Source organism: Paraburkholderia phenazinium (genome assembly GCF_900141745.1).
Classification (GTDB): domain Bacteria; phylum Pseudomonadota; class Gammaproteobacteria; order Burkholderiales; family Burkholderiaceae; genus Paraburkholderia; species Paraburkholderia phenazinium_B.
The window spans coordinates 3105079-3130554 of sequence record NZ_FSRM01000002.1; the positions used below are offsets into that span (position 1 = coordinate 3105079).

Here is a 25476-nt window from a genome sequence, read left to right on the forward strand (position 1 = left end):
GATGGGTATCGAGCATTCAGGCAGGCGAACAGTAAAGCAGATTCGGAGTTGCCCTCGTCTGCGTTGAGCGTGCGTTTAGAACGCACGCCGCAGATCAACTCTAGTCGACCTTGACCCATACCAACACGGAAATGCTTCCCTTGCCAGTTACTGGATTCCTGGCGGGCAGCGTTTTGATGTACAAGTACTTGCCGTCGATGCTGAACTGACGCACCTGGGTCGTCCCTGTCCAGAACTGATTCCATGATGCATCAACATGATGACTAATCCTGTCGCCCTCTATACTGTAGGTCCCCGCGTATGAGCTAAACCCGCCGTAGAGATCGACGCGCTCGGCGTCGGTCGGAACCAAATCGGCTGGCGCCTTTCGCCCTTCCTTGACCAGAATTGCGTACATCCGGCCGTCGGGACCATAGCTGAGATAACCGCTTGGGTGAGCGCCGAACAAATCGGTCTTCTCGCCTGTGTCCAGGTCTTCAGTCGTGAAGGATTGTAGCTTCCACGTTCCTAGCTGCGGACCGGTGCAGTTCTTTCGCTCTTGTGTCATAGCGCCCACCCTTCCAACACAAATACGCCGCGTGGCCTGAAACTGAGTCGAGCGCCTAGATGACGCTCATTCCCGCATTCCGGCTCCGGCTTTGCGTTCTCCGATTCTGTCGACACTACTCGCAATCGCTAACCAGATCAATCGATCTCATATGAATGGAATCGCCCGCTTATAAGCCATTTCCGAGGCCGTTGCAAAGTTCCGTCTCTGGCCGGCTACTGCCTGACTGCGATCGGCAGCCCGCGGACCAAACCGGTCAGTTGGACGTCCTTGAAGCAGACGGCCATGGGACTATTCCCAACAAACTATCCTTGCCGTCGACAACGCGAGAGAGATCATTTGCCGTTCGTTGCGGTCCCGTCCGCAGAGCCGCCGTCACAGTCAGCGCATGAAGTTTATCGGGCCCGTAAGTGGCGTCCATCTCCGGAAGAGATGGATTGCATCTCAATATGTCGTCTTCTCACGAGGCCGGTGCGCTCCTACCATTCGTGTTCGGCCAGCGGGCCGATCTGCAAGCTCTCGCGCTTCTAGCGGGGAGCTTGGGTCGTCGTCCCGTTACTGGACTTCGGCTCCGCCAGTCGCGGAACCCCGCTTTTCAATTACGAAAGGATAAAAGATCATGAAAAACCTGGAAGGCAAGATTGCAGTCGTCACGGGCGGAAGCAGTGGGATTGGCTTGGCCACAGCCAAGCGCTTCGTGGATGAAGGTGCGCATGTCGTAATCACTGGGCGTCGAGAGAAAGAGCTGAAAGAGGCCGCCACGCTCATTAAGAAAAACGTTACGACGGTCGTGGGCGATGTGTCGCGCCTGGAAGATCTGGATCGCCTCTTTGCTGTCGTGAAAGAGAAGCATGGTCACATCGACATTCTCTTTGCGAACGCGGGCGCGGGGACAATCGCACCGCTCGCGGTAGCTAGCGAGGCCCATTTTGACCAGACCTTCGACGTGAACGTGAAGGGAATGTTCTTTACGGTGCAGAAGGCCCTTCCCCTCTTCAAAGACGGCGGTTCGATTATCCTGAACTCTTCGGTCTCGAACGTGCTCGGGCTTCCAGGATTTACTGCTTACGCCGCGAGTAAGGCGGCTGTGCGCAACTTCGCGCGCGGCTGGGCCCTGGAATTGAAAGACCGCAAGATCCGCGTGAATTGTATGAGCCCCGGAGCAATCGACACTCCGGCCCTGGCGACTACGACGGGCCTTACCGCTGAACAGGCCGAGCAAGCAGTCGCACAGTTCACCACGCAGATCCCAATGGGCCGCAGGGGCATGCCCGAGGAAATCGCTGCAGCAGTCACGTTCCTCGCCTCTGATGAAAGTTCTTACATCACCGGTATCGATCTTCCCGTCGATGGGGGCATGGCGCAGGGCTGACCCGACGCGGTCCTGTGGCTGGACTGCGCCGGGAAGAACATCCCGGAGTACATTGACGCGCAGGCGCCGGCCTTGGCGGCATTCTTCGCGGTCTATGGCGAATGAGCCGTGGACCGATGCCTTGCACGTCATACGCTCGTCGAACTCTACCGTAAAGGAGATCCCATGTACGACCAATCCACGCTGGCGGAGTTGATCCGTTTCTCACGCGTCGATGCGGGCGCCACCGTCATCGACGTTTACCCGGGCGACGGCGACTGGACCCGTCTCTTTTCAGACGTCGTGGGACCCGAAGGACGGGTCTACAGCTTCGTGCCGGCCGAAGTTGCCCACTTCAAGAACGATCCGGTCGGCCTCATGCGGACGCTTGCGAAAGAGCCGGACCGAGAGAACGTCGAGGTCGTTTCGACGGACCTCGTGGCGATGCCGCAGGCCACTCGACCGGCTGATGTCCTGTGGCTGCACCTGTTCTACCACGACCTCCACACTGCACTTATGCAAGCCAAAGGCGCGACGGCGGCGGAGTTCAACCGAGCCGTCTACGAGCGACTGAAGTCCGGTGGGTACTATGTCATCGTCGATCACGCCACCGCCGCCGGGGTGGGCACGAGCAACGCCCAGTCGCTGCATCGGATTGACCCTGCGTCCGTGCGCGAGGAGGTCGAAGCGGCGGGCTTCATACTGGACGCGGAAAGCACCGTTCTCGCCAACAAGGACGATCCTCACTCGAGCAAGGTGTTCGACCCCGCGATCAAGGGTGAGACCGATCGCTTCGCCTACAGGTTTGTGAAGCCCTAACGAGTCCCGGCAAGACGGGCTTTGTGGTCTACCTTCTGGCTCGCCAGGTCGAATGACTTTCGGTTAAGGCCGCTGCCTGGCGCTAGAGTTTTGCGGGTTCAGGCGACTCTTTTCCGCTCGACCAGTCTTTCAGATGCTCAACGAGCCAGCGGCCGGCGGGACCAGGAGGCGCCGCGGCTGGGTAGACGGCAGAAATGGTCAGCATGGCTCCAGCGCGCGGGACACCATCGACGTCAAGGGCGACCAGGTCACCGGAGGCAATGTCTTTCTCCACCATGTGAAGAGGCATCCCTCCCCAGCCGACACAGTCCTTGAGCAATGCATATTTCGTGGACAGATCGGCCAGGCGCCAGGTCGTAGACGATAGGACCCCGTAGTCGCGGCCAGCGAGCAGCTGTGAACGATCGGTCAAGACCAGTTGCACGTGCCTGGAGAGTTCCGTCCTGGGGATATGGCCCTCGAAGTTTGCAAGCGGGTGGCCACGCGCAGCAACCATCACCAACGGGACGGTGCCGAGGCGGTCGACAGCCAGCGACGGGAAGTCCATTGGGAGTGAAGCGAGGATTCCCAACGTGCAGCGCCCCTCCAGTACCGGCTGATACCCAGCGCCCAAACCCTCCACGAAGATCCGTAACGGCGTCAGCGGGAAGCGTCTGGCGAACGCTCTGGCTGCCTCGCTGATGACGGCAGTGGGAAAGAAGACATCGAACACTACGGAGAGCTCGGCCTCGACCCCCGAGGCCATGAGCTTTGCCCGAGCTTTGAAGGTGTCAACACCCGACACGATGGCCCGCGCATCCGCAAGAAGGAGCACGCCTTCAGGCGTTAGTTTTGGGAAACGCCCTGACCTGTCGAATAGTGTGATGCCGATCTGCTCCTCCAAAGCACTCACCCAGCCGCTGACTGCGGACTGCACGCGGTTCAAGCGTCGAGCCGCCGCGGAGAAGCTTCCTTCGTCCACCGCGGCGATGAATGTTCTGAGCTGGTCGAGGGATACGCCGTCGAGCATATAAGCCTTTATCTATCTCTGAGAGGGATGTCTCGCATCGCAATATACCGGCTTCTCAGAGTGGGTGGCGGTCCCCATCTTCTCCACAAACACATTCACGGCTTCGTGCGTCATCGTGGCTGTGCTACTTCTGGGCCGAGCGGCGACGCCTGTAATCGACCCTCAGGAAACCTTAGCATTGTCCGAAAGGACACATTCGCAACATGCGTCAAATGAGAAGATACGGACGAGAACTCATCTATGCGCCACAGATTTCGCCTGATGAGGTCACCTTCATTCCCAAGGTGAGACAACATGTTGAACAACCGATACAAACTGGCATCGCGTTGTCAACCGTAATGGCCGTTCACGGTGTTTTTAGGGGTTCCCGATCATGGTATTCAGAAGTGTGAATTGGCGGTTCGCCAGCACATGACCCTGAGCGGCCGTTTAATCGAGCTCGGCAACAAGACCGCTTTCAAAATACAGCGGTCGTTCATCTTTGTTTGGAAATGGTAGGTATGTGGAAAACGTGGTGAGGGTTCGTAGCCGATAAAACCAAAACGGCCGAACTTAGCCGCGGCTTGCTCCGGTAGAAGTCGTTTTTGCGAGCGCGTGCCGCTGATCGGGCAGGAATAACGAAAGCACTCCGCCGACTGCCAGCAACACCACGTTGCAGCCGAGCGCGACGGCAAATGCGTGACCGAACGCAACTGCTCCGCGGCCAGCACCCAGTTGGGCATAAAACACGCCGCCCATGACCGCGACACCAAGCGCCGAGGCGATCTGAAATGTCGAGATGACAATTCCAGAAGCAAGGCCTGCATGCGTCGGCGCGACTCCGCCGATCACCGCCTTGATGACCGACGGCATGACGGTGCCAAACCCCAGCCCGGCAATCGCGAGGCCGATAGCAAGGCCGCCCGCCAGCGTTCCCGCCACCGCAAGGAGCGCAACACTGAAGCCGACCACCTGCAGGGCGAAACCGACCGTCAGTGCGAACTTGCCGAGCCGCGCCACGACCTGAGCGGAGGCCAGGGACGCGAGGAAATAGGCAACGGCGTACGGCAACGTCGCCAACCCTGCTTGCAGCGGCGAGAGATGCAGCCCTCCTTGCAGGTACACGGAGAAGGTCAGGTAGAACGACGAGAGCGTATACAACGCAAATGCCATGGCGACGCCGACCGCGAAGCCCGCTTCGCGGAAGAGCGCGAATTCGACAAGGGGCGAACCGCCCTTCGCAGCCAGGCGCGTTTCGAAGCGTACGAAAAGCGCGAAAGCAAACGGCGCTGCGACGAGCATCGCGATGATCCACATCGGCCAGCCGGTTTCCCGTCCTTCTACGAGCGGGTAGACCAGCAGACCCAGGGCAACCGAGAGCAGCACTACGCCGCCAATGTCGAGACGTTGCGCGTGCTCCGCCCGCGAGTCACGCAGAAATGCCAGACCGCCTACAAACGCCACGAGACCGATAGGCACGTTGATCAGGAAGATCGCCTGCCAGGTGAATCCCAAGGGGTGCAACGATACGAGCGCGCCGCCCAGCACCTGGCCGCAGATGTTCCCGAGGCCGAACGTGGCGCCATAGAGTGCGAGCGCGCGCCCCTGTTCCGCGGGGGGAAACAATACGCGGATGGAGGCGAGCACCTGAGGCGCCATGACGGTCGCGGTCAGGCCCTGCAGGATGCGCGCCGCGACGAGTGCGGCAGCGGACGGCGCGAGTCCGCACAATGCCGACGCGAGTGTGAAGCCGGCAACGCCAGTCACGAACATGCGCTTGCGGCCAAACAGATCTCCGAGCCGCCCGCCGGTGATGAGGAAAACTGCGTAGGTTGCCGCATACGCCGAGATGATGAATTCGATCTCGCCAGACGTGGCGCCGAGACTCTGCCTGATTGAAGGAAGTGCCAGGTTGACAACGTTGAAGTCAAGGATCGGCAGGAACGCCCCCGTTAACAGAACAGGCAGCGCGAGCCAGCGCCGTGGGTCAACTGTGTTCATGTCGTGCGACGAATGCGCGCGCGCTTTGTCGAGTGTGCTCATGGGTGTCACCGTTCGTCGAATGGAGATCGGGCGCGAGGATTGGCCTGGTCCGCGGTCGGTGAAGAGCACTATGCGACACCACTGGACATAACTCAACGATATGAGTGAATATATCAGTGATAACGTTTAGAGATGGCAAACATGACAACACTCGATGTCGACGCGGTGCGTGCCTTCACGCTCGTCGCGGACTTCCAGAGCTTCACGCGCGCAGCAGAGGCAATGGACACGACACAGGCTGCGATCAGCATGAAGCTGAAGCGGCTGGAGGACCGGCTCGGGCACAAGCTCATCGAACGTACGCCGCGGCTGGTGCGGCTGTCCGCGCGCGGGGCCTCGTTTCTGGATGCTGCGCGCGAGTTCGTCGCGGCCCATGAGCGCGCACTCGCGGAACTATCCGGTACCACGCGGCGCCTTGCGCTCGGTATTAGCGACCATATTGCGGGTCCTGACCTGCCGGTCCTGCTCACGCGGCTACACGCCTACGATCCCACCTTGCTGATCGAAGTACAGATCGAATCGTCCCGCGAACTGCTCGACGCGTTCGAACTCGGCAAGCTCGACGCTGCGATCCTGCGTCGCGAGGACGACCGCCGCAACGGGGAAATGCTCGCGCTGGAGCCGCTGGGCTGGTTTGCATCGCCCGGCTTCGTGCATCGGGAAGGGGGGCCGCTGCGGCTCGCGTCGCTCTCGGCATCATGTGGAATACGTAACGTAGCGACGCGCAGGTTGGACGCAGCGGGGATTGCCTGGGCCGACGTGTTCATCGGTGGGGGTACAACGGCCGTTACTGCTGCCGTATCGGCCGGCCTGGCCGTTGGAGCGTTCGCGCATCGGGTCGCGCCGCTCGGTCTCATCGAAATCGGCGCGCTACTGGGCCTGCCTGCGCTTCCTCCGTCGGAAATTGTGCTGCATTCCAGTCTCTCGGATACGAAGTCGCGCGAGGCCTTGCGTACGCTTGCAGCCGCGTTTCGGGAGCATCGACCGGCGATCCGATAAACGGCTCGCCCGAGAGTCGAATGATGTGCTTTGTGAAGCTATGGAGCGGCGGGGGCGCCGCATGGGTTGTCAAAATAAGCGTGCTGCTTCCAGGCAAGAAGAGGCGTCAGAATGACGAAGCCGTTGATCAGCGCGATGACCGTTGTTGGCCGAACCCGGGCCGACAGCGACCGCACCATATCGACCCGTTTCTGACCTTCAAGCCGACGTAGCCAGTGCGACTGCTTTCGGAGTAAAGCGGCCGTCGAATTATCGAATTACGCCTGCACTATCCGTTCATCCAGATCCCTTTTTGAACGTTGATTTGCATTTGTTGACGACGAGCGTGTTGGATAAAGTGCAGCAACAAGCGCCTCGATTGTCGTTGGCGAGCATCGCTGGCCATTTCTGCGCGTCGTCCGCGAAATGGGACGCACTGAACCCGTTGCGCGAATTAGCGACCGCATCCGTCACCGTAGGGATCGCATTCACGTTCGACTCTGGGAATTCACACTTCAAGCGTCTGAATGTTTTGCGGATGGCGCTGGCGTTGTAGATTCAGGGGTAACCGGCGGCGACGCTGGTGTTTCTGATTTTTTTATGAGATCAATTACTTTGTTGATCGCTTCCAGATTGAAGCTCGATTGAATTACTGGCAAAAACCACAGAACAGAAGTTATGAGGCATGTAGCGGAAAAGCAGGTGAAAAAATCTGGCACTGGCAAATTTCCGAATAAAATCATAGACTGCGAAAAAGTGCCGAACAGACCTGCAAGCCCAGAAAGCAAAGAAGCTAGACTATAATAGATGACGTATTTCATTGCCTCCAAATCTGCACGCCGCATATTCGCTCGATATTCAAGAAAGCCACGGACATCCTTAAGCGGCCGATTCGTTTTGATTAGGCCTTGTGCATTTGCGAGAATATCCGTTGTTACCGACTGCGCCAACTGCGCCGCAGGCAGCGCGAGGGCGACAATGGTCCCTGCAATTGGCACCACGACCGCCAGTGCGTCTTTGTCAGAATAAGTCAAAAAGCCAAATTTGGTTCGCATCGCAGAACATATAGCGACTAAAAGCACAATCCCGAAAATTGGGAGCGCGCGTGCTTTTCCATTTCGATCGAAAATAAGTTTTAACATGATTAACATTCGCGGACGCACTGTATAAAATCGGGGCCGTTTTCAGGGTGGAGGTATGCGCATAAGCCAATGCAATCTACGGCCTCTGCGGAAATCGACTTATTGTCCCGCAAATTATTGGCCAAACGCGCCGCATGCTTGACAAGAGCGCTGAGCGGCAAATTAGAAACAGTCGATGCCATTTCTTTGAATTCCGGAAGCCAATCATATCGAGATGCAGACGCTAGTGTACTCGCAATGACGTACAAGTCTGATCCAGGCCTTATTTTTATGACTTGAGGCTGCCGTAGTGAGACGTAGGCGGCACTAACTATGAGCAACTGCCATTGATATTCGTTGCGGCTAATTGAGTATAAAACACGAAGTCGCTCTGAAATCATGAAATCACTCGAATCCCAACCGCGGCTTTTCCAGAGCATGTCCCTCCACCACTCACGCTCGCGGGCCATTCTTTGAAAATTGCTAAGCGCCTCTTGCTTATATTCTTTGGCCATGGCTCTTAATCCGTGAAATTTTCAGATCTGTGGTGACTTCGAACTTGACCTTCTCGGGCGGTTTTGCTCTGGGCTGCGCGTGGATCCGGTGATCGAATGGCAGGGTTACTCTATGTTTGTAGAAATCCGCGTTCGATCGCAAGTTTCATGGTAGTCAAAATAACAAACCACTGCCGATTAAAACCTTCGCCGCATCTAGCGTCTGATCATAACAGCGAGGTGTCTGTGCGGTAGGAAACGTAAGTGAAGCATCTGGAGGCGAGGCCACTTGTAAGCCGTCGGGCCGCTTCCTGGGTTGAAACCGCCGTTTAAGTGACTGACTTGCGGTACCAGTGTATGTCGTCTTGAGGCCGACCCCGGTCCCATGCCGACCTCGATCAATCGTTGAGTGTAGCGAATATGCGAAAGGCATAGGCCGACCCGGAGCGGCCAGCCGCGCTGATAGGCGTTCAACGGCGGTAAAGAGAGTGCTTCGGTCATCCAAACGGGCTCTCGGAGAAGACTCGATCATATCGTCACGACAGCAACTGGCATTGAAGGCGCTTATCAGATTCTTCTATCTTTTGAGACCACGGGTGCGCTACGAGTCATCGACTTGAAATTCATAGGTCTATTGGCCCCCTTCAATACGCTGGTACCTGATTATTGCGAAGGAGCGTTCAATCGTGACTCGATTGATTTTCCACGGGACCGGGGTACGAAACAACCCAACTGGACCAGCGGAAGCTGTAGTTTTTGCCCGGTAATGTCGAGGATTTTTGCGCGGAAACTGTGGAACGAAGACTGTCTCACAGCAACCTTGACGGTAAATCGGTCCGTCTCTCCAGGCTGGAGTTCATGGGCGATTTGTACTCTCCTCTGGTACGAGTCTGCCTTAGTTTCAAAAATGGTACTGTACGTGGCCGTAGGTGGCCTGGGAATACCCACACGATTCGCATTTTCTAAATAAACAACAGCAGAAATTTAACGCTACGAAACTCGCGAGGAGCACTCGCCGAAGCAAAGCTGATTTCTCCACCCAATGTCCCAACGTTGTCACTGAATCTATCCAGATATTGCTTTTCTCGCGCTTCAAGCGCTGTCGAACTTATTTTCTCGCTTGATCCGTCAGTGCTCTGGATTACAAACGTTTCCTTGTCCTCCCACTGCCCGTTAGAGAGCGAGATCAAGCCCGCAATGTTAACACCCTCCTGTTCGAAAGCCTGAGTGATGTCAATTTGCGCTTGATCTGAAAGTTGAGGTAAAAAAATTGAATGCCTGTAAGGCGAATCAGGCACAATAGATTCAGAGATTTCACCGGGTAGAAGGTTGAATGAAATCGTAAGATCAACAAGATCGCACCAGCCTTCGTTGACTAAAAGCAGCTCTCCGGCATAGCGCTGCTGGACATCCCGCTTTACCGTGAATAATGGCTGATAATCAGGACGACTTTCTACAATATCGAAAATGACCTCGGTCAGAAAGAGCGTCTTCGGGCTATTGTTGAGAACCTTGAAATCCAGCGTGGGGAAGTCCCACTGGAATGGGCAAAACGTCGGGGAAAGATAACTCAGTTGCGCAATGGGCCCTCCCGCATGAAACAAGTCGAGGTAGCTCAATCGGTATGACATTCTGATTCCATCGTCCTCTTTTCTGGCAGAATATCGTACGACCGTGTCATCGCCTCGGTGCCAAGAGCTGAAATCGCTTTCGAGAATTGATACATCTGAAACAATGTTATCCGCTGGGCCACGGCCGAGTTTTAAGCGCAGTTTGTCAGCGACACTCAACTCCTTGATCTTTAGTACCGGCGTCAAATGCTCAGGAATACCTTTCAACGCGATGGCGTTGCGTCCAAACTGATACGCGACCTCAATTGACTTACCAGCTCCCAGCGCGTCATAGAAGGCGACAGCAAATTCAGTTGCTGCGTCATCTGAGACGCTCGCCGACATACCCACAACATACGGGATGTACTCGCAGATCTGGGTCGCCTGCATGTCGGAGTAACAGGCATTCAGAATTACACATTCGAGGTGATCGGAACAAAGCCTAAATAGGTCTGCAAGCGCATCATTCGGTATTTGTCGGGCCTGTCCGTCAGAGTTCTCCAGAACAATGCCGTCTGCCCCGTCTCCGTGGCCGGAGAAATGGACAATCTGGGGAGAATGGTCAAGTAGGCTTCGCCGTAGGTCTTCGATTCTCGCAGCAAAGACCTTAATTAGGTTGAACTGGTCGCGCTTGTTCGACCTTCTCAAACCTTCTTCGATTTCGCGGACCTCTTTATCTAGTCGAAGCGGCTGCGTGTCCGTCGGATTAGACGATACAAACAAGATTTTCTGGCCCATGTTGCCTCGTGAAAATAGTTTGCTGCAACATAGCAATATGAACACTGCAGGTCGCAAAGGATAGTGAGTGCGATCGAAACGTTTCGTGAAGGCCCCGATCAGCGGTCAAGAGGTACCTAAACTTGTTCGGATAACGCATTGAAACCGTTGCTCCCAACGAATAGATGCACGTCATCCAGCCCCCATGCCAAAAATTCAGATTCTAACGCGAAGCCGCCACTCGAATGACTAGGAGACAGTTTGATTGAATGACGGCTATTGGCCGATCACCGTCTCATGCAAACCGCATAGCCCGCCCGAATCTCGCACGGTGGCGATCGGCAGCACGCGACCCACTTCGGCCGTTCAAGCTACCCCAAGGCGGCCGTTCATCTCTCGAGTATCCCTGCAAGCTTGAGCTTTCTACTCGCAGTGGGTAAAGGACCACAGACGCGACCATGCTCCGACGCCATCAGGCGTCGCCGTCGTTCCAGCGTGCTGGGCGGCGGTGGCTACACTCTGTCAGCCACTATTTTTTGAGGACATGTGATTCTTGAGCGCAGTGCACTTCAAGACGTCAAACAGGCTTTGTCTTGCGTCCTGAGCTGCAGAGACGTGTTTCATATCGGCCAAGAACGTCTCTGCAAGCTTCGGCTGTCCTACCTGCAACCTCTTCAGGGTGCCGTAGTATCCCCCGAGCTGATCGAGAAGCCATATATCGCCCTCGATGTAGTTGAAGAGCGCGTCGATATTGTCCGTGTGAGTGAACCTGTCGAACGTTGCAGGAACGCTACGCTGGAATGCGACCTCCTTGTGGATTGTCCACGCCATATATCCCGTATCGTCGGTCAGCTTTTGCCACAGTGGTTGATACTGCACAAAGTGTTCGTGCGTATCGCAACCTATTTCAAGTGGCAAGCCCATCGGAGCTAGATGACAGTATTGATTGATCTGGTTTCGCGTCTCTTCAAACTCGGCGATCTGAGCAGGAGAAACCGTCGGCACGACTTCATCGGTTACATCGAGCAGCTTGATGTATTTATTTTTAGCTGCCTCCAAGTAGTCGGAATCGCAGGGCGACGGTGGAAGCGGGAAGTCCTCACGCAACTGTGGATACGCAGATTTGGCAATCAACAGAGTCAAAGCTGCCAAGGCCAGCCTATTGACCTTCATGAAAAAGTGTTCCCTTGAGAATTTTTTATTACCACTGTCACGGTAGTTGTGACGGGTAACCCCGACGTGGGTGTCAACGATCTAGGTGCTTATGTCGAATGGCCCTGACTGGCCGCAGCCGGTCCGACGCAGACCTCGACCGATGGCTGATCTCAACACGTATGCGAGAGGCATGCACCCACCCACCAGAGCCCTTCAGCTTTCTCGATAGGAGACGTTCGAGGTAAGAGCTATGTCAGTCTTATGTCGGTCCCTGCATAGCCCGGGCCCCGCGTTCGTGCTCCAAGACGTTGTTTGCGCATTCCAGCCATGCCGGAAATACAGCCGCGTCGATCGGCGTTCCGTTCCCATTTGAGTCGTCCCATAGAGCAAGATTGCCGAGGAGTGCACCCAATGCATCCGGCTTATCGCGCCGTCGCCACTCTCGTCGCAGAAACTCGAACATGACCATGTAGGCTTGACGCAAGGTAACTGTGGATTCCATTGAAGAAGCATCCATTCTTTGCTCGATTCGACTGAAAAACTGGAGTCTATCTCGACCTGGCGCTGTTGGCCGACTGTCGTGGTTCGATGCGAATCAGATATCTGCTTCACATCTCGGATGCTGGTGGACGACAGCACGCAAATCATTCACACACGCCCGCGACGTGATTGCGTGCGAAATTGGTGTGCTAATCTGATCCGCATCATTAATGTGTGCACGTGAGTGGTTTCAGCTCATGCCTCTGGAGGCCAGATGAATATTCGCCAAAAATTGTCGGCCGTCACTCAAAGTGCGGCGTTGATTGCCTGTACCGCCGGGGTTATCAAATTCCCTCACTGGGATGTGCTTTGGATTTTCGAGTTTCTTGCCGTACTACCTCTGGCCTATACGCTATACACCACATGGGCCGACGCACGCGACAGAGCTACACTCTGATTTCGTCGGGACCAACAATAGGATCTGCGCGACCGAGCCTTTACGAAAACGTACCCATCGTTCAAAATCCTGGCTCGTGGCCCATCTCTCCAAGGACTTCTGAGCGAGCCGCGTTGCCGTGCTCGATTGAATCAGATGCTGCCACCTTTAGCTTTCTAGTAGCCTGACCTATTTGACCATCGGGTTTAGGTCCTTACAATCTGACCCGATTCCACAATAGAAGGAAGATTTAATGCCTGCTGTATTCTTAAAGCGCACATTAATGTGGTCAATTCCCGCTGCGTTGATATTCATGGCGCTTCAGTATCATGATTCCGGCAAGATAAATGTCTACACGTTGGCCGCAACACTGGTCGCATTCCTGTTGTGGGGCGGAGCGCTCGAGGTGTTGAATTCCTGGTGGAAGCGTACGTTCTGTACAAGCACATTCGGACTATATGCGTCGGCTGTGTTCTGGACTGCTCTGGCGATCTGCCTGTTTGTGTTTTTCTATCGAATGCTGTAACTGCTTAAGTCTCTCGGGCATGTGGCTGTCAGCCTCACATTCCCTCCGCCACCGATTGGCAACGATCTGCATGGCAAGGTCAAAGGTTTCTTCTTGGCCGCACCCAGCCGGACGACGACCTGTGTGCACCGGCCCTGAATGGGCTCCAGCTTATCGAGTATTGTCGCTGCGGCGAATTTCAGTCTCGCCCACGGTTGTCACTTCCGAAGCGGGACATCAGGTAACCGCTGAGCATAAGGGCGGAGCCTATCGCCACTGCCGTGCCACAAACTCTTTCGAATCCGTCGCCGCGGATCGCCACGATCGCTGCGCATATCACCACGAAACCCACTATGACCGGTAGCAAACGAGCTGCCTGCGATACACCATCTCTTCTAGCCATATATTTTCCCTTGTAGAAGCAGCTACCGGCCGGGCCAATTGCGGTGCGGATGGAATCTGAACCCGGTGCAGCCGATTGTTAGCGATTCCGGGACTAGAGTCGAGTGACTGAAAATGGTCGAACCAAGTCCAATGACGACCAGCCCAGTTCGGCCCTTACGGCCCATCAATATTGTCCCAGAGTGAACGCGTTCTTTCAGTCTGCTGGGTATCCCATCCAGAGAGTCCATATGCGCAAGACGGCATCAAACTACCTGGTCCGCAATCCGAACGTGAGCATCGGTGATGTGGAACCCATGCTTCTCGATGTCGTCCAGACACTCTCCCGGGCCAACACCCAGGTTCCGTTTGTCCCGGTTCAGTTCCACGGACTTAAATGAAGCCCAAGGCGCGACCCTTGCCGGCAGATTCACCCCCGTGGCGTCTGCCGTAACGCCGGACACCGACCGGTCCACGAAAATATAGACAAGCACTTCGTGCACTCCTGCGATAGGTGAATCCCTTGGGCGCATCGTCAAAAATTCGGGACACAGAGTCGACTGTCCCTTCCCCGCCGCGACCCACCGGCATCACGCGCGTTCGACTTCGCTCACATGCATCCGCTCGAATCAGGGAATAACCGACGCATCCTCACGGTCTTGCAGGTAAGACAGACTCACAACGGGTGATCAAATGAACGTCGTCGACATGGCCCATGCATCGGGATTTACCGTCATCCTCGACGGCAGAATCGGCCGCGAGGAATACCAGAGCGTATGCGGTTCGGTATCCGCATTACAGCGATTCGCCGAAGCGGTACGTCAGGACGCAGCGAGCCACTGCGAATCTGCGCCGCTGCAGTCGCCGGCGGCCGATCTGTCTGGACGGCTACGCCGCAGCTTTATTGGAGGTGCGCGAAAATCTGGCGGCCGGGCGGCGCTTGCTCGTCGCGCGTCGCACAACGTTCGCCGGATGCTGCCATGACGGGGCAGATGCAAACCGTCCTGCGTCGGTTGCAACTCGGGTCTGGCGTGGTGTTGCTGATCTATCTCTTTCTCCATCTGATCAATCACGCGCTCGGGATCTGGTCACTCGAACTTGCTGGACGCGGCCTTGTTTTAGCGCTACGGCTCTGGCGCAGCACACCTGGAACGATTGCGTTGTATGGTGCAGCTACGCTCCATTTTGCGCTGGCTGTGCGCACGATATACGGGCGCCGTCACTGGACGCTGCCGATCGCTGAGTGGGTCCGCCTGTGGGCCGGACTCAGCCTGCCGCTGCTGCTTATCCGCCACGCAGTGACGACCCGGCTCGCGTCCTCGCTCTATGGCTTCGAGCCTGACTATGAGCGCGTCGTGATCCTCCTGCTAACGAGTGGTACGCAGGGTTTGCAGCTTGCACTGCTCGCGCCTGGATGGATACACGGATGTCTCGGACTATGGTTCCGGTTGCGTCACCTTCCGTGGGCGCGCCGCATGAAGCCCGCACTGTTGGCTTTGGTCGCCCTATTGCCGTTGCTGTCCGCGGCAGGCTTTATCCGGATGATGCGGGCTGTCGAGGCGAAGAGCGTCGTACTCGCGGCCCCCGATCCGATACTGATTGCGCATCGGCTCACCCTGGATGTCTGGCGTCACGATCTCGTGACCTTCTATTTGTCTCTGATCGTCAGCGCGTTTGTCGCCGGCCAATTGCGCAACGGCCTTGAACGCCGAAGGTCGCGGAAGATCTCGCTGAATTCGTGACACAGCTGCGACTCCGTCCCGCTGGTAGCTGCCGCCCAAGGGGATCGTAGAGCTCCCGTGGCAAACACGGCCCGCCAACCTAACTTCTCGCCGATGACAGCTCGATGCGCTTGCGCTGCAGGAACCGGCGCACGGCCGGATCGCGTTCGAGTCCGATCGCGAGATCGTACGCATCGAGCGCTTCAGCCCTCGCGCCGGCACGCGCAAGCAGATCGGCACGCGCGGCCCAGTACGGCTGGTAGGCGGACAATCGCGGATCGTCCGCATACGGCTCGAGCGCGTCCAGCGCCGCCTGCGGGCCGTCCCGTTCCGCCAGCGCGATCGCGTGGTTCACCGCGACCACCGGCGAGCCTGCAATCGCGAGCAGCGCATCATAGAGTTGCACGATCTCATCCCAGTTCGGGAGATTCGTGCGGCAGCGGTACACGTGCGCCGACTGCAATGCAGCCTCCAGCTGAAAGCGTCCGATTGCGTTGAGAGCACTCGCGCGCCGTAGCAGTGCGTTTGCTGCGTCGATCATCGGCTCGTTCCATGTCGCCGGATCCTGAGCCGACAGCGGCACATACTCGCCGGCTGCATCGCGTCGCGCGTCACAACGCGCCTGCGCATACAGCATCAGCGCGAGCAGCCCCATCGTCTCTGGCTCCTCGGGCAGCAGTTCGACGAGCAGTTGCGCAAGGAACAGCGCCTCACCGGTGAGATCGCGCCTCCCTATATCGCCGCCGGCCGGGTCGGTCCAACCTTCCGCATACACCGCATAGACCGCCTCCAGCACCGCAGCAAGCCGCTCGGGCAACTCCTCGCGCTCGGGCACGCTGAACGGAATGCCCGCTTCGCGGATCTTGTTCTTCGCCCGCACGAGGCGCTTGCTCATCGCGGCGGGCGACATCAGGAACGCGGACGCGATGGTTTTCGCTTCGAGTCCCAGCACCACCTGCAGCATCAGCGGCGTGTGAATCGCGGCCTCGAGCGCAGGGTGCGTGCACGCGAACAGCAGCGCCAGTCGCCGGTCGGGCAACGCGCCTGCGTCACGCTCGTCGATCTCGTCGGCGAGGATGGTGAGCTGGTTTGTCACTTCGTCGCCGACGCGGCGATGACGCGCGCCGTCGATCGCCCGGCGGCGTGCGACCGTCATCAGCCACGCTTCGGGATTCGCAGGGCAGCCGCGTTCCGGCCACTCGGCGAGCGCGGCCGCAAACGCGTCGGCCAGCGCGTCCTCGGCTGCGGCGACGTCGCGCGTGCGCATCGCCAGCAGCGCGACAAGTTTGCCGTAACTGCGGCGGGCGACCGCCTCGGCAATCGAACGCGCGGCCCCGCCAGCGTCACGGCCGCGGCCGGACGGACTCATGCAGCCGATCGCGCGTCGTAGGGTGCAGTCCAGACCGGGCGCACTTCCATGACGCCGTACGCCGCGGCTGGGCAGCGTGACGCCCACGTGATCGCCGCATCCAGGTTGGGCACGTCGATCAGGTAGTAGCCGCCGAGCTGCTCCTTCGAATCGGAGTACGGACCGTCGAGCACCTGCGGCTTGCCGTCGACGAGCCGCACCGTGGTCGCCACGTTCGTGTGTTGCAGCCGGTTGGCGCCCACCAGCGCCCCCGCCTTTTTCAACGACTCGGTGTACGCCTGATACGCGGCGACGCCTTGCTGCCGCTCGCTGTCGGTCATCTCGTTCCAACCGCTTTCTTCTGCGTAAATCATCAACAGGTATTGCATATGAGCCTCCGTCATGGGGTTGAGGCGGCTGAATTACATCGGGCCGCCACTACAATGACGCGCGGGCCGCATGCTGATGGACACGTGGCATCGAAAAAATCGCTGACGGGCGTCTGTTCGATCAGCGATGACAAACCACTTCGACATTGTGCCCGTCCGGAGCAATGACAAAAGCCGCATAGTAGTTGGCGTGGTAGCGCGGGCGCAGGCCGGGCGCACCATTGTCTTTGCCGCCCGCCTCCAGAGCCGCACGATAAAAGGCGTCGACTTGCTGGCGATTTTCGGCCGTAAACGCAAGGTGAAGATGCGCCGGCTTCTCCGTGGTCTGGTACAGGCACAATGAAGCTTTACCCGGCGGGCTAAGCTCGACACCGTACGTCGGCTCTCCCTCTGAGATAACCGCTACGCCGAGCGGTTCGAGCGCCTTGAGGAAGAACGATTTGCTCGCTGCATAATCGCTGACTCCGAATTTGACGTGATCGAACATGAGTTCTCCTGGCGTGTGTGGGCCCGCGCGAGGCCTGACGTGATTGAGAGATCACCGTGATGTTGCCACACAGCTACAGGTTCATGAAACCCTGCTCTGATACGCCACCGTCGCACGAGGTACGTGTCCACGCAACCGCCCCTACCGTGCCCGCCCTCAATGCCGCATCAACGACCACAATAGCAGCGCCATCAGCACCACCACGACCACCTGCCAGAACAGCACCGGATCGCTCTCGAGCAAAGGCTTGCGCCGAACCGGCGCCAAGGCGTCCCGACCGCTCGAAAAACGTTCGAGATCGGCGCAGACTTCGAGCACGTCCTGATACCTTCGGGCCGGATCGGGCTGTAGCGCTTTCTCGAGCACCAGGTCGAGCCACTGCGGCGCGTCGACCCGGTACTGATAGAGCGGCACCCGGCCATTGAACCCATACGGCAGCTTGCCGCCGCTGAATAGCCGGTACAGCGTCACGCCATACGCGAACACTTCGGAGCGTGCATCGCCCTGCGCGCCCTTCATCAACTCGGGCGCCATGTAGGCAGGCGAGCCCGGAGCGGTGTCGGGGCCCGGCAGTTGCATGCCCGGCATATAACCGAAGCCAAGATCGAGCAGGCGCGTGCTATCGCCCCGCATCACCAGCACGTTCTCGGGCTTGATATCGCGATGGAAAATATTGCGGCGGTTCAGCGCATCGATTGAATGGCCCAGCTTGTGTGCGATCCCAAGCGCACGCGTCAGCGCCATGGGCTGAGGTGCCGCCAGCATTTTTTCGAGCGTGATGCCTGCGCCAAGCGGCATCACCACATAGAGCCGCGTTTGCCGGTCGGCGTCCACCGGCATCGGCGCGAGCACACCGTCGTCGTCAATCTTGCCCGCCAGCCAGCGCTCGCGCACGATCGACTGGCGCACGTTCTCGTCCTCCCCAACGCGCGGCTTGGGAAACTTCAGCGCCAGCGGCGTGTTCGGATCGGCCAGATCGTAGCCGGCGAAAATCCTCGAGTAGAAGCCATCGTTCAACACGCTCGTGAGCAGATATCCATCGACCACCTCGCCCGCATCCGGCACGGCCGGAATCGGCAAAGCGCCAAGCACACGCTCAAGGTAACCGACATCGAGCGTAGGCAGGCCCCCCACATCGAGCACCGCGCTCGTCACGTCGTCATGCGAGCCTCGCGTCACCGCCAAGGCGCCAAGCCGGCGTGCAGTGTCGAGTGCACCGCCGCGCGCCGCCAGCACCGTCTGCAACTCGCGCATCGGCACGCGGCGATAGAGCCCGTCGGAGCACATCAGCAGGCGGTCGCCTTCGCGCAGCTCAAGGGTTTCAACGCGCGTGACCAGCGCCGGCAGCATGCCGACCGCATGCATCACATAGGAACCGAAGGCGACCGGCACCACGTCATCGTCGCCAAGCTGGGTCAGTTGACCATCGCGCAGCAGATAAAGCCGCACGTCGCCGGCCGCCACCAGATACGCGGTAGCGCGACGCACGATCAGCGCGGCAAAGGAAGCGGACATCTGCTTCAGTTCGGGATCGACGCGGCCGATCTGATGCAGCCAGCCGTGGATTGCCTCGAGCGCACGCGCAGCAGCTACGCCAGGCTGCAATGTGTCGGGGAGCCCGTAGTAGGCGTCGATAAAGGTCCGCACCGAGAGTTCGGCCGCCACCCGGCCACCCTTGCTGCCGCTCACGCCGTCGGCCAGGGCGATCACGCTGCCACGCGCCGCGCGCGCCGCCAGATCGCCGAGCATCACGCCGACGTAATCCTCGTTGATGTGATCCTGCCCGCGTCCGCGGGCAGGGCAAGAAACACAGCCGATTTCGATGGCGGCGCACTCGCCGCGCTCCGGCCGCAACTGAATGTCGATTTCCTGGCCGTCCATGCCGCGACGGCTGGCAGGCCTTCCCTCCGGATCGTCTGTCAACCGGCCCGTGCTCGGCGCGGGCAAACTATCCGTGGAGAAGGGTACATTCATTTACTTTTTGCCATGGGTCATCACGTCGCTTACTTCCAGATCGTGCTCGATCTTCGCCAGCACTTGCGGCGAGCGCTTCTTGAGCATCATCAACCAGACTGCGCCAACCAGCATATACGCAACGAACAGATAAGGAAGGATGTTATACGGATAATCGGGCACCGGATACACGCTGCCAATCACCGCGCCGATCATCGCCAGTGCGCCGAGCACGCCCCACAGCACGTTGATCGACTTGAGCTCACCCTGTTTCTTCAGATAAACCGGTGCCGAGATTGCGACGAGGAAATACACGACTAGGAAACCGAAGGTCGCAAACGTGCTCGTATAGCCGAACGTGTTGAGCGGACCCGTGCCGAGCATCGCGATGCATACCACCAGGGTCACGATCGAAGAAAATGCAACCGCCAGGTACGGGGTCTGGTGCGTGCGGTGCACCATGCCCATCGAGCGGTGCACGAACTGATAACGGCCCATCGAATACAGCAGGCGGCTCGACGAGTTGATGCACGCAAGCACGCATGAGAACGCGCTGATCGAGGCAATCAGATAGAACACCGGGCCGAGCGGCGAAGCGCCGACGCTCGTGAGCAAGGTGCTGAGCACGGCCGAATCGCCACCGAGCTTGGCGACGTCGTCGTGGTAGGCGATCGTCATCGAATAGGCCACGAACATGAAGAACAGGCCCGATAGGATCACGCACCAGATCACCGCACGCGGAATGACGCGCAGTGGGTTCCTGGTTTCCTGGCCGAGCGAAGCGGCGCTCTCGAAACCCACGTACGAGAAGATGCCGAGCACCATACCCTGTGCCATGCCCTTACCGCTTACACCCTGCAGCCCGAGTTGCGCATGGTCGACGATATGGTCGGGGTGCAGTGCGAGCACATAGATCAGCACACCGCCCACAATCACTACCGAAGCGCCTTCGATCGCCAGCGACAGGCGCGACGAAAGCTTCACGTCACGCGCCGAGAAGAACCAGGCCAGCCCGATAAAGATCGTGTAGATCGCCCACGACGGGACAGCGATGTTCCAGGCCGAAAAAGCGTTCTGCACGAACACCACGCCTGCCGCACCCACCCCCATCGCAGTACCCACGTAAGCCGCGATCAACCCCCAGCCGGCAATGCCACCCGCCATCGGCCCAAGCGCACGCGAAATATAGATGAAGAACGAACCAGCCGACGCGATCCGGCTCGAGAGTGCGATGATGCTCATGCTCACCAGCAGCAGCCCGATCGTCGACAGACCGTAAATCAGCCACGTTCCCGCGCCGGCCAGCGCCGCGATTGCGGTCACATTGATCGACGGCGTGAAAGTTGGAGAAAGATTTGCGATGGATTGGCCGATGACCTCGGGAAAACCCAACGTGCCCGCGCGGAGACCTCCGGAAGGTGCTGGTGCTGCTTGCGTAGTGCTTTGCGGAGTGCTCATGTAGTGCTCCTGATGGATGGGTAAATCAAAGCTGAATGCGCTACAACTTTTGCACAGTCAAAAATCTCGAAACAACTCAATTCATTTGTTCCAGCCGGGAATCCACGACGTCCCCGCGAGCGGAATGCGCGCCATTGCCGCAGCTTCGACGGTCAGGGCGACGAGATCCTCGGGTTCCAGATGATGCACGTTCTGCTTGCCGCATGCACGCGCGATCGTCGTCAGTTCCATGTTCAGCGTCTTCAGATAGTTACGCACCCGGCGCGAGCCTTCCTCCGGCTGCACACGCTGTTCGAGCACCGCATCCTGCGTGGTCACGCCGACCGGACACTTGCCCGTGTGGCAGTGATGGCAGAACCCCGGCGACGTGTTCAACGCCGCATAGTCCGCCGCTGCCGAATGCAACGCGCCGTTCTGAAAGTACGTGTCGCTGTTGCAACCGAGCGCCATCAGCATGCCCTGCCCGATTGCCACCGCGTCCGCGCCGAGCGCGAGCGCCTTTGCCACGTCGGCGCCGGTGCGGATGCCGCCCGAGACGATCAGTTGCACCTGGCCTTTCATATTCAGATCTTCGAGCGCATCCACCGCCTGGCGAACCGCCGCCAGCGTCGGAATGCCGACGTTCTCGATGAAACACGTCTGCGTCGCCGCCGTGCCGCCCTGCATCCCGTCGATCACGACTACGTCCGCGCCCGCATGCACCGCGAGCTTGACGTCGTTGAACGTGCGGGTTGCGCCGACCTTCACGTAGATCGGCTTTTCCCAATCGGTGATTTCACGCAGTTCCTGAATCTTGATCGTCAGATCGTCCGGGCCGGTCCAGTCCGGATGACGGCTCGCCGAACGTTGATCGACACCGGCCGGCAACGTACGCATCGAAGCGACGCGCGGGTTCACCTTCTGCCCGAGCAGCATGCCGCCGCCGCCCGGTTTCGCGCCCTGACCGATGACGATTTCGATCGCGTCGGCACGGCGCACGTCGTCCGGGTTGAAGCCATAACGCGACGGCAGGCATTGATAGACAAGCGTCTTCGACGAGCGGCGCTCTTCCTGCGTCATGCCGCCGTCGCCAGTGGTGGTCGAGGTGCCCATCGCGGTCGCGGCCTGGCCGAGCGCTTCTTTCACGTTCGCGGAAAGCGCGCCAAAGCTCATGCCGGCAATCGTGATCGGAATATCGAGGATCACCGGCTTTTTGGCGAAGCGCGTACCGAGCACGGTCTGCGTCGCACACTTCTCGCGATACCCTTCGAGCGGATAGCGCGACAGGGACGCACCGAGAAACAGCAGATCGTCGAAATGCGGCACGTGGCGTTTCGCGCCCAGACCGCGAATTTCATAGAGGCCGCGCTGCGCCGCGGAGTGGATATAGTCGATCGTCTTGCGGTCGTAGCCTTGCGACTCTTCTTGCTGCAAGCGGGCAAAGTGAACAGGTTTGGCTTCCATGGGGACCTTCGTCGAGAACGTGTGTTCAATATTCCTGGTTCGCGTCGGCGTTCCAGTGATAAAGCGTGCGAGCGGAGGCGATCCGTTTGAACGAGGCCGGGTCGTGGTCCATGCCGGCGGCGGCAAGCAATGCGCGGACGGCGTCGAGATCGGCTTGCGTCATCGGTTCGTATTGCGCGTCCGCGCCGAGCGATTTCACTTCGCCGCGCACATACAGCACCGCTTCGTAAAGCGAGTCGCCGAGCGCGTCGCCCGCATCGCCGCAGATCACCATGCGCCCGGCCTGAGCCATGAATGCAGAAAAGCTGCCGACCGATCCGCCCACCACGATGTCACCGCCCTTGAGCGAAATGCCGCAGCGCAGGCCTGCATCGCCGTCGATCACCAGCAGCCCGCCATGCGCCGAAGCACCTGCGCCGTTCGACGCGAAACCCTTCACATGCACCTTGCCGCTCATCATGTTTTCGGCGACGCCGGTGCCTGCGCTGCCGTCGATCTCGATCGTCGCGTGTTTGTTCATGCCGCCCGCGTAATAGCCGGCGTGACCGGCGATGGTCACGCGCACTGGCGCATCCACCCCGACCGCGAGGTTATGCGCGCCGTTCGGCGCGACGACGGTCACCGCCTGGCCTTCCAGTTCGCTCGCCGGTTTGTGCAGGAACTGGTTCAACTCACGAACCGTCGTGCGCTCCAGATCGAAAGTCAGGCTTTCCATACGTACATCTCCTCGGGTGCAGGTTCGAAGACCCTCGCGTTCCTGATATCCGGCAGATGCGCGAGCGAACGGAACTCGGAGGCGATCGCGACGTAGTCGTCGTTTTCCGCGACCACCGCCGGCTTGCACGCAAACGGATCGCGAATCAGTGCGAGTTCGGTCGAGGTGCCCATCAGGAATGTGTAGAAGCCGTCGAGTTCTTCGAAGCCCTTCTGCAGCGCGGCCGGCAACGTGTCGCCTTCGCGCAGCCGCCATTCGAGAAAGCGGCAGGCGGCTTCGGTGTCGTTGTCGGTATCGAAGTGAATGCCTTGCGGTTCGAGCTTGCGGCGCACGCCATGCGCGTTCGACAGCGAACCGTTGTGAACCAGACAGAAGTCGTCGCCAGCCGTAAACGGATGGGCGCGGTCGGGCGTTACGGCGGATTCGGTCGCCATGCGTGTGTGGCCGACCAGATGCGTGCCCTTCAGGTTGGCAAAGTCATAACGCCCTGCCACTTGCGACGGCGAGCCGATATCCTTGTACAGATCGATCGAACGGCCGCTCGAGAGCAGGTAGAGCTTCGGATACTGTTCGCGCAGCCAGATCTTCACGCCCTCGATATCGCCTTGCACCGTCAGCACGGCGTGATTGCCTTTCGAGTCGACGCGCGCCGTAACGTCCATCGCCGCATTCAGCGCTTCCACCAGCGGCTGCCACGCGAAGTCCGAGCCCTCTTTCGTAAAGCCCGCGTAGAGGCTCAGCTTGCGCTGGCTCGCGTCGACCGGCTTGCCGAACACTGCAAGGCCCGCCGAGTCCGGTCCGCGCTCGGTCATACCGATCAGCATCGGCACCATCAGTTCGCCCAGCCGCTCGCGCAGTGCAGGCGTCTTCACCAGCAAGCCTACAATTCCGCACATCCTGGTTCTCCTTAAAAGAATTCGAGGTAGGTCTTCAGTTCCCAGTCCGACACGTGGCGCATGTATTCGAGCCACTCCATTCTTTTGAGCTTGAGAAATTCGTCGGCGACGGGGCCGAGCGCATCGCAGATCACGCGGTCGGATTCCAGTGCGTCGAGCGCCTGCTCGAGGTTTTGCGGCAGTACGCCGATGCCGTGTTCCGAGAGCTGCGCGGGCGACCACCCGTAGAGGTTCTCGTTAGCCGGCTCTCCCGCCGACATGCCGCGGTCGATGCCGTCGAGCCCTGCCGCGATGACCGCCGTGGTCGCGAGATAGGGATTGCACGAGCCGTCGGGCAGCCGCAGTTCGATACGCTCGCCAGGCATGCGCACCATCGTCGAGCGATTGTTGTTTCCGTAGCTGATATAGGCCGGCGCCCACGTGGCGCCCGTCAACGAGCGGCCCACCACGAGGCGCTTGTACGAGTTCACCGTTGGATTGCACAGCGCGGTCAGCGCCGGTGCGTGCGCGAGCAGGCCCGCGGTGAACTGGTAGCCGAGCGACGAAAGTCCCATGCCGAGCTTGTCCGCCGGATCGGCGAACAGGTTGCGCTCGCCGTCGCCGATCGACATATGCATATGCATGCCGTTGCCCGGAAGGTTCGCGAATGGCTTCGGCATGAACGAGCAGATCATGCCGAGTTCATTGGCGATCTCGGAGGCCGCCATCTTGAAGAACACGTAGTGATCGCAGGACGTCAGGCAATCGGTGTACGTGTAGTTGATTTCGAACTGCCCGTTGGCGTCTTCGTGATCGATCTGATAGACGTCGATGCCTACTGCGCGCATCGATTCGGTGAGCTTTTCCAGGAAGACCCGCGTGCGCGAGAGACCTTTGTAGTCGTAGCACGGCTTGGCGAGCGTATCGCTCGGATCGCACGGCTCCAGCGTGCCGGATGCCGAACGGCGCAGCAGCGAAAATTCCGGCTCCAGACCGGTGAAGAGCGTCCAGTTGCGCTCGGTCATCCGCGCAACCGCCTTCTTCAGCGTCACGCGCGAATCGTATTGCCACGCGTCACCATTCACGTGACCGTCGCAGACGATCCGTGCCAGACCCGGCTGCCACGGCACCGGCGTGAGCGTCGCGAGATCGCCGACGGCCATGTAGTCGGGACCGTTCGGCTCGATGCCGACGCCCCAGATCGCAAACCCCGCGAACCCGGCGCCCGCGGTCAACACGCTCTTCAGATGACTGACCGGCACCGACTTCGCCTTGGCCACGCCGTGAATATCGACAAACTGCGCCAGCACGTACTTCACGCCCTGCTGCGTCAAATAAGCTTGCGCCTCGTCCGCCGAGCCGAACCGGGGCACGCATCCGAGTTCGTTGACCGGCAGCGTGGTCGCATCGTTCAGGTTCATCGCCACTCCTTGCAACAACATTGTTCGTCGATTGGAAAAGC

Annotated in this window: 23 protein-coding genes; 7 read left to right on the forward strand and 16 right to left on the reverse strand. The window is 59.1% G+C overall.

Annotated features, from left to right (window positions below):
• Positions 1 to 100 precede the first annotated feature (100 nt).
• Positions 101 to 547, reverse strand: a complete 447-nt coding sequence (locus tag BUS06_RS33680) for a lipocalin-like domain-containing protein (RefSeq protein ID WP_074268589.1) — start codon at positions 545 to 547, stop codon at positions 101 to 103.
• Between the two features lie 619 nt (positions 548 to 1166).
• Between BUS06_RS33680 and BUS06_RS33685 the strand changes: the two genes are divergently transcribed.
• Complete coding sequence (locus tag BUS06_RS33685; RefSeq protein WP_074268590.1) at positions 1167 to 1919, forward strand: SDR family NAD(P)-dependent oxidoreductase; 753 nt, start codon at positions 1167 to 1169, stop codon at positions 1917 to 1919.
• A gap of 165 nt (positions 1920 to 2084) precedes the next feature.
• Complete coding sequence (locus BUS06_RS33690; protein WP_074268591.1) at positions 2085 to 2717, forward strand: class I SAM-dependent methyltransferase; 633 nt, start codon at positions 2085 to 2087, stop codon at positions 2715 to 2717.
• Positions 2718 to 2799: 82 nt separating this feature from the next.
• On the opposite strand, the gene BUS06_RS33695 is transcribed toward BUS06_RS33690, so the two are convergent.
• A complete protein-coding gene (locus tag BUS06_RS33695) occupies positions 2800 to 3726 on the reverse strand; it encodes a LysR family transcriptional regulator (RefSeq protein WP_074268592.1) in 927 nt (308 codons plus the stop codon).
• 552 nt (positions 3727 to 4278) lie between these two features.
• A complete protein-coding gene (locus BUS06_RS33700; RefSeq protein ID WP_074268593.1) occupies positions 4279 to 5748 on the reverse strand; it encodes an MFS transporter in 1470 nt (489 codons plus the stop codon).
• A gap of 141 nt (positions 5749 to 5889) precedes the next feature.
• Here BUS06_RS33700 and BUS06_RS33705 point away from each other — a divergent pair, with 141 nt between their 5' ends.
• Positions 5890 to 6747: a LysR family transcriptional regulator gene (locus tag BUS06_RS33705; protein ID WP_143787697.1), complete on the forward strand. Its 858-nt coding sequence runs from the start codon at positions 5890 to 5892 to the stop codon at positions 6745 to 6747.
• 494 nt (positions 6748 to 7241) lie between these two features.
• On the opposite strand, the gene BUS06_RS37655 is transcribed toward BUS06_RS33705, so the two are convergent.
• The 4 genes from BUS06_RS37655 to BUS06_RS33730 all read right to left on the reverse strand — a co-directional run bounded on the left by BUS06_RS37655 (position 7242) and on the right by BUS06_RS33730 (position 11841).
• Positions 7242 to 7868, reverse strand: a complete 627-nt coding sequence (locus tag BUS06_RS37655) for a hypothetical protein (protein WP_143787698.1) — start codon at positions 7866 to 7868, stop codon at positions 7242 to 7244.
• A 2-nt stretch (positions 7869 to 7870) separates the two neighbouring features.
• Positions 7871 to 8362 (reverse strand): hypothetical protein, encoded by a 492-nt coding sequence (locus BUS06_RS33720; protein ID WP_074268597.1) that lies wholly within the window; start codon positions 8360 to 8362, stop codon positions 7871 to 7873.
• A 941-nt stretch (positions 8363 to 9303) separates the two neighbouring features.
• Positions 9304 to 10689 carry a CHAT domain-containing protein gene (locus BUS06_RS33725; RefSeq protein ID WP_074268598.1) on the reverse strand — a complete coding sequence of 462 codons (1386 nt, stop codon included), beginning with the start codon at positions 10687 to 10689 and terminating at the stop codon, positions 9304 to 9306.
• A 501-nt stretch (positions 10690 to 11190) separates the two neighbouring features.
• Positions 11191 to 11841, reverse strand: a complete 651-nt coding sequence (locus BUS06_RS33730; RefSeq protein WP_074268599.1) for a hypothetical protein — start codon at positions 11839 to 11841, stop codon at positions 11191 to 11193.
• A 736-nt stretch (positions 11842 to 12577) separates the two neighbouring features.
• On the opposite strand from BUS06_RS33730, the gene BUS06_RS33740 reads away from it, so the two are divergent.
• The 4 genes from BUS06_RS33740 to BUS06_RS33760 all read left to right on the forward strand — a co-directional run bounded on the left by BUS06_RS33740 (position 12578) and on the right by BUS06_RS33760 (position 15367).
• Complete coding sequence (locus BUS06_RS33740) at positions 12578 to 12760, forward strand: hypothetical protein (protein ID WP_074268601.1); 183 nt, start codon at positions 12578 to 12580, stop codon at positions 12758 to 12760.
• Between the two features lie 232 nt (positions 12761 to 12992).
• Positions 12993 to 13265: a hypothetical protein gene (locus BUS06_RS33745; protein ID WP_074268602.1), complete on the forward strand. Its 273-nt coding sequence runs from the start codon at positions 12993 to 12995 to the stop codon at positions 13263 to 13265.
• Positions 13266 to 14318: 1053 nt separating this feature from the next.
• The gene (locus BUS06_RS33755; protein ID WP_074268604.1) at positions 14319 to 14609 is read left to right on the forward strand and encodes a hypothetical protein; all 291 of its coding nucleotides are present in this window, start codon (positions 14319 to 14321) and stop codon (positions 14607 to 14609) included.
• Positions 14606 to 15367, forward strand: a complete 762-nt coding sequence (locus BUS06_RS33760; RefSeq protein WP_074268605.1) for a hypothetical protein — start codon at positions 14606 to 14608, stop codon at positions 15365 to 15367. The genes BUS06_RS33755 and BUS06_RS33760 overlap by 4 nt, the downstream gene beginning before the upstream one ends.
• A 79-nt stretch (positions 15368 to 15446) precedes the next feature.
• Here the strand turns inward: BUS06_RS33760 and BUS06_RS33765 are convergent, their stop codons facing one another.
• From BUS06_RS33765 to glnT, 9 genes are all read right to left on the reverse strand, one after another.
• Positions 15447 to 16715, reverse strand: a complete 1269-nt coding sequence (locus tag BUS06_RS33765) for an RNA polymerase sigma factor (RefSeq protein ID WP_074268606.1) — start codon at positions 16713 to 16715, stop codon at positions 15447 to 15449.
• The gene (locus tag BUS06_RS33770) at positions 16712 to 17083 is read right to left on the reverse strand and encodes a YciI family protein (protein WP_074268607.1); all 372 of its coding nucleotides are present in this window, start codon (positions 17081 to 17083) and stop codon (positions 16712 to 16714) included. Before BUS06_RS33770 ends, BUS06_RS33765 begins: the two co-directional genes overlap by 4 nt.
• A gap of 121 nt (positions 17084 to 17204) precedes the next feature.
• Positions 17205 to 17570: a VOC family protein gene (locus BUS06_RS33775; RefSeq protein WP_074268608.1), complete on the reverse strand. Its 366-nt coding sequence runs from the start codon at positions 17568 to 17570 to the stop codon at positions 17205 to 17207.
• Between the two features lie 156 nt (positions 17571 to 17726).
• Positions 17727 to 19544, reverse strand: coding sequence for a bifunctional protein-serine/threonine kinase/phosphatase (locus BUS06_RS33780; RefSeq protein ID WP_083611720.1), 1818 nt, complete (start codon positions 19542 to 19544; stop codon positions 17727 to 17729).
• Positions 19545 to 20981 carry an APC family permease gene (locus BUS06_RS33785; protein ID WP_074268609.1) on the reverse strand — a complete coding sequence of 479 codons (1437 nt, stop codon included), beginning with the start codon at positions 20979 to 20981 and terminating at the stop codon, positions 19545 to 19547.
• Positions 20982 to 21062: 81 nt separating this feature from the next.
• On the reverse strand, positions 21063 to 22424 hold the full coding sequence (locus tag BUS06_RS33790) for an FMN-binding glutamate synthase family protein (RefSeq protein ID WP_074268610.1): 1362 nt from the start codon (positions 22422 to 22424) through the stop codon (positions 21063 to 21065).
• A gap of 25 nt (positions 22425 to 22449) precedes the next feature.
• Positions 22450 to 23139 (reverse strand): GltB/FmdC/FwdC-like GXGXG domain-containing protein, encoded by a 690-nt coding sequence (locus BUS06_RS33795; protein WP_074268611.1) that lies wholly within the window; start codon positions 23137 to 23139, stop codon positions 22450 to 22452.
• Positions 23127 to 24035 carry a class II glutamine amidotransferase gene (locus BUS06_RS33800; RefSeq protein WP_074268612.1) on the reverse strand — a complete coding sequence of 303 codons (909 nt, stop codon included), beginning with the start codon at positions 24033 to 24035 and terminating at the stop codon, positions 23127 to 23129. The genes BUS06_RS33795 and BUS06_RS33800 overlap by 13 nt, the downstream gene beginning before the upstream one ends.
• A gap of 11 nt (positions 24036 to 24046) precedes the next feature.
• Entirely contained in the window at positions 24047 to 25435 is a 1389-nt protein-coding gene (gene glnT, locus BUS06_RS33805) for a type III glutamate--ammonia ligase (protein ID WP_174567554.1), read from the reverse strand.
• Positions 25436 to 25476: the final 41 nt, after the last annotated feature.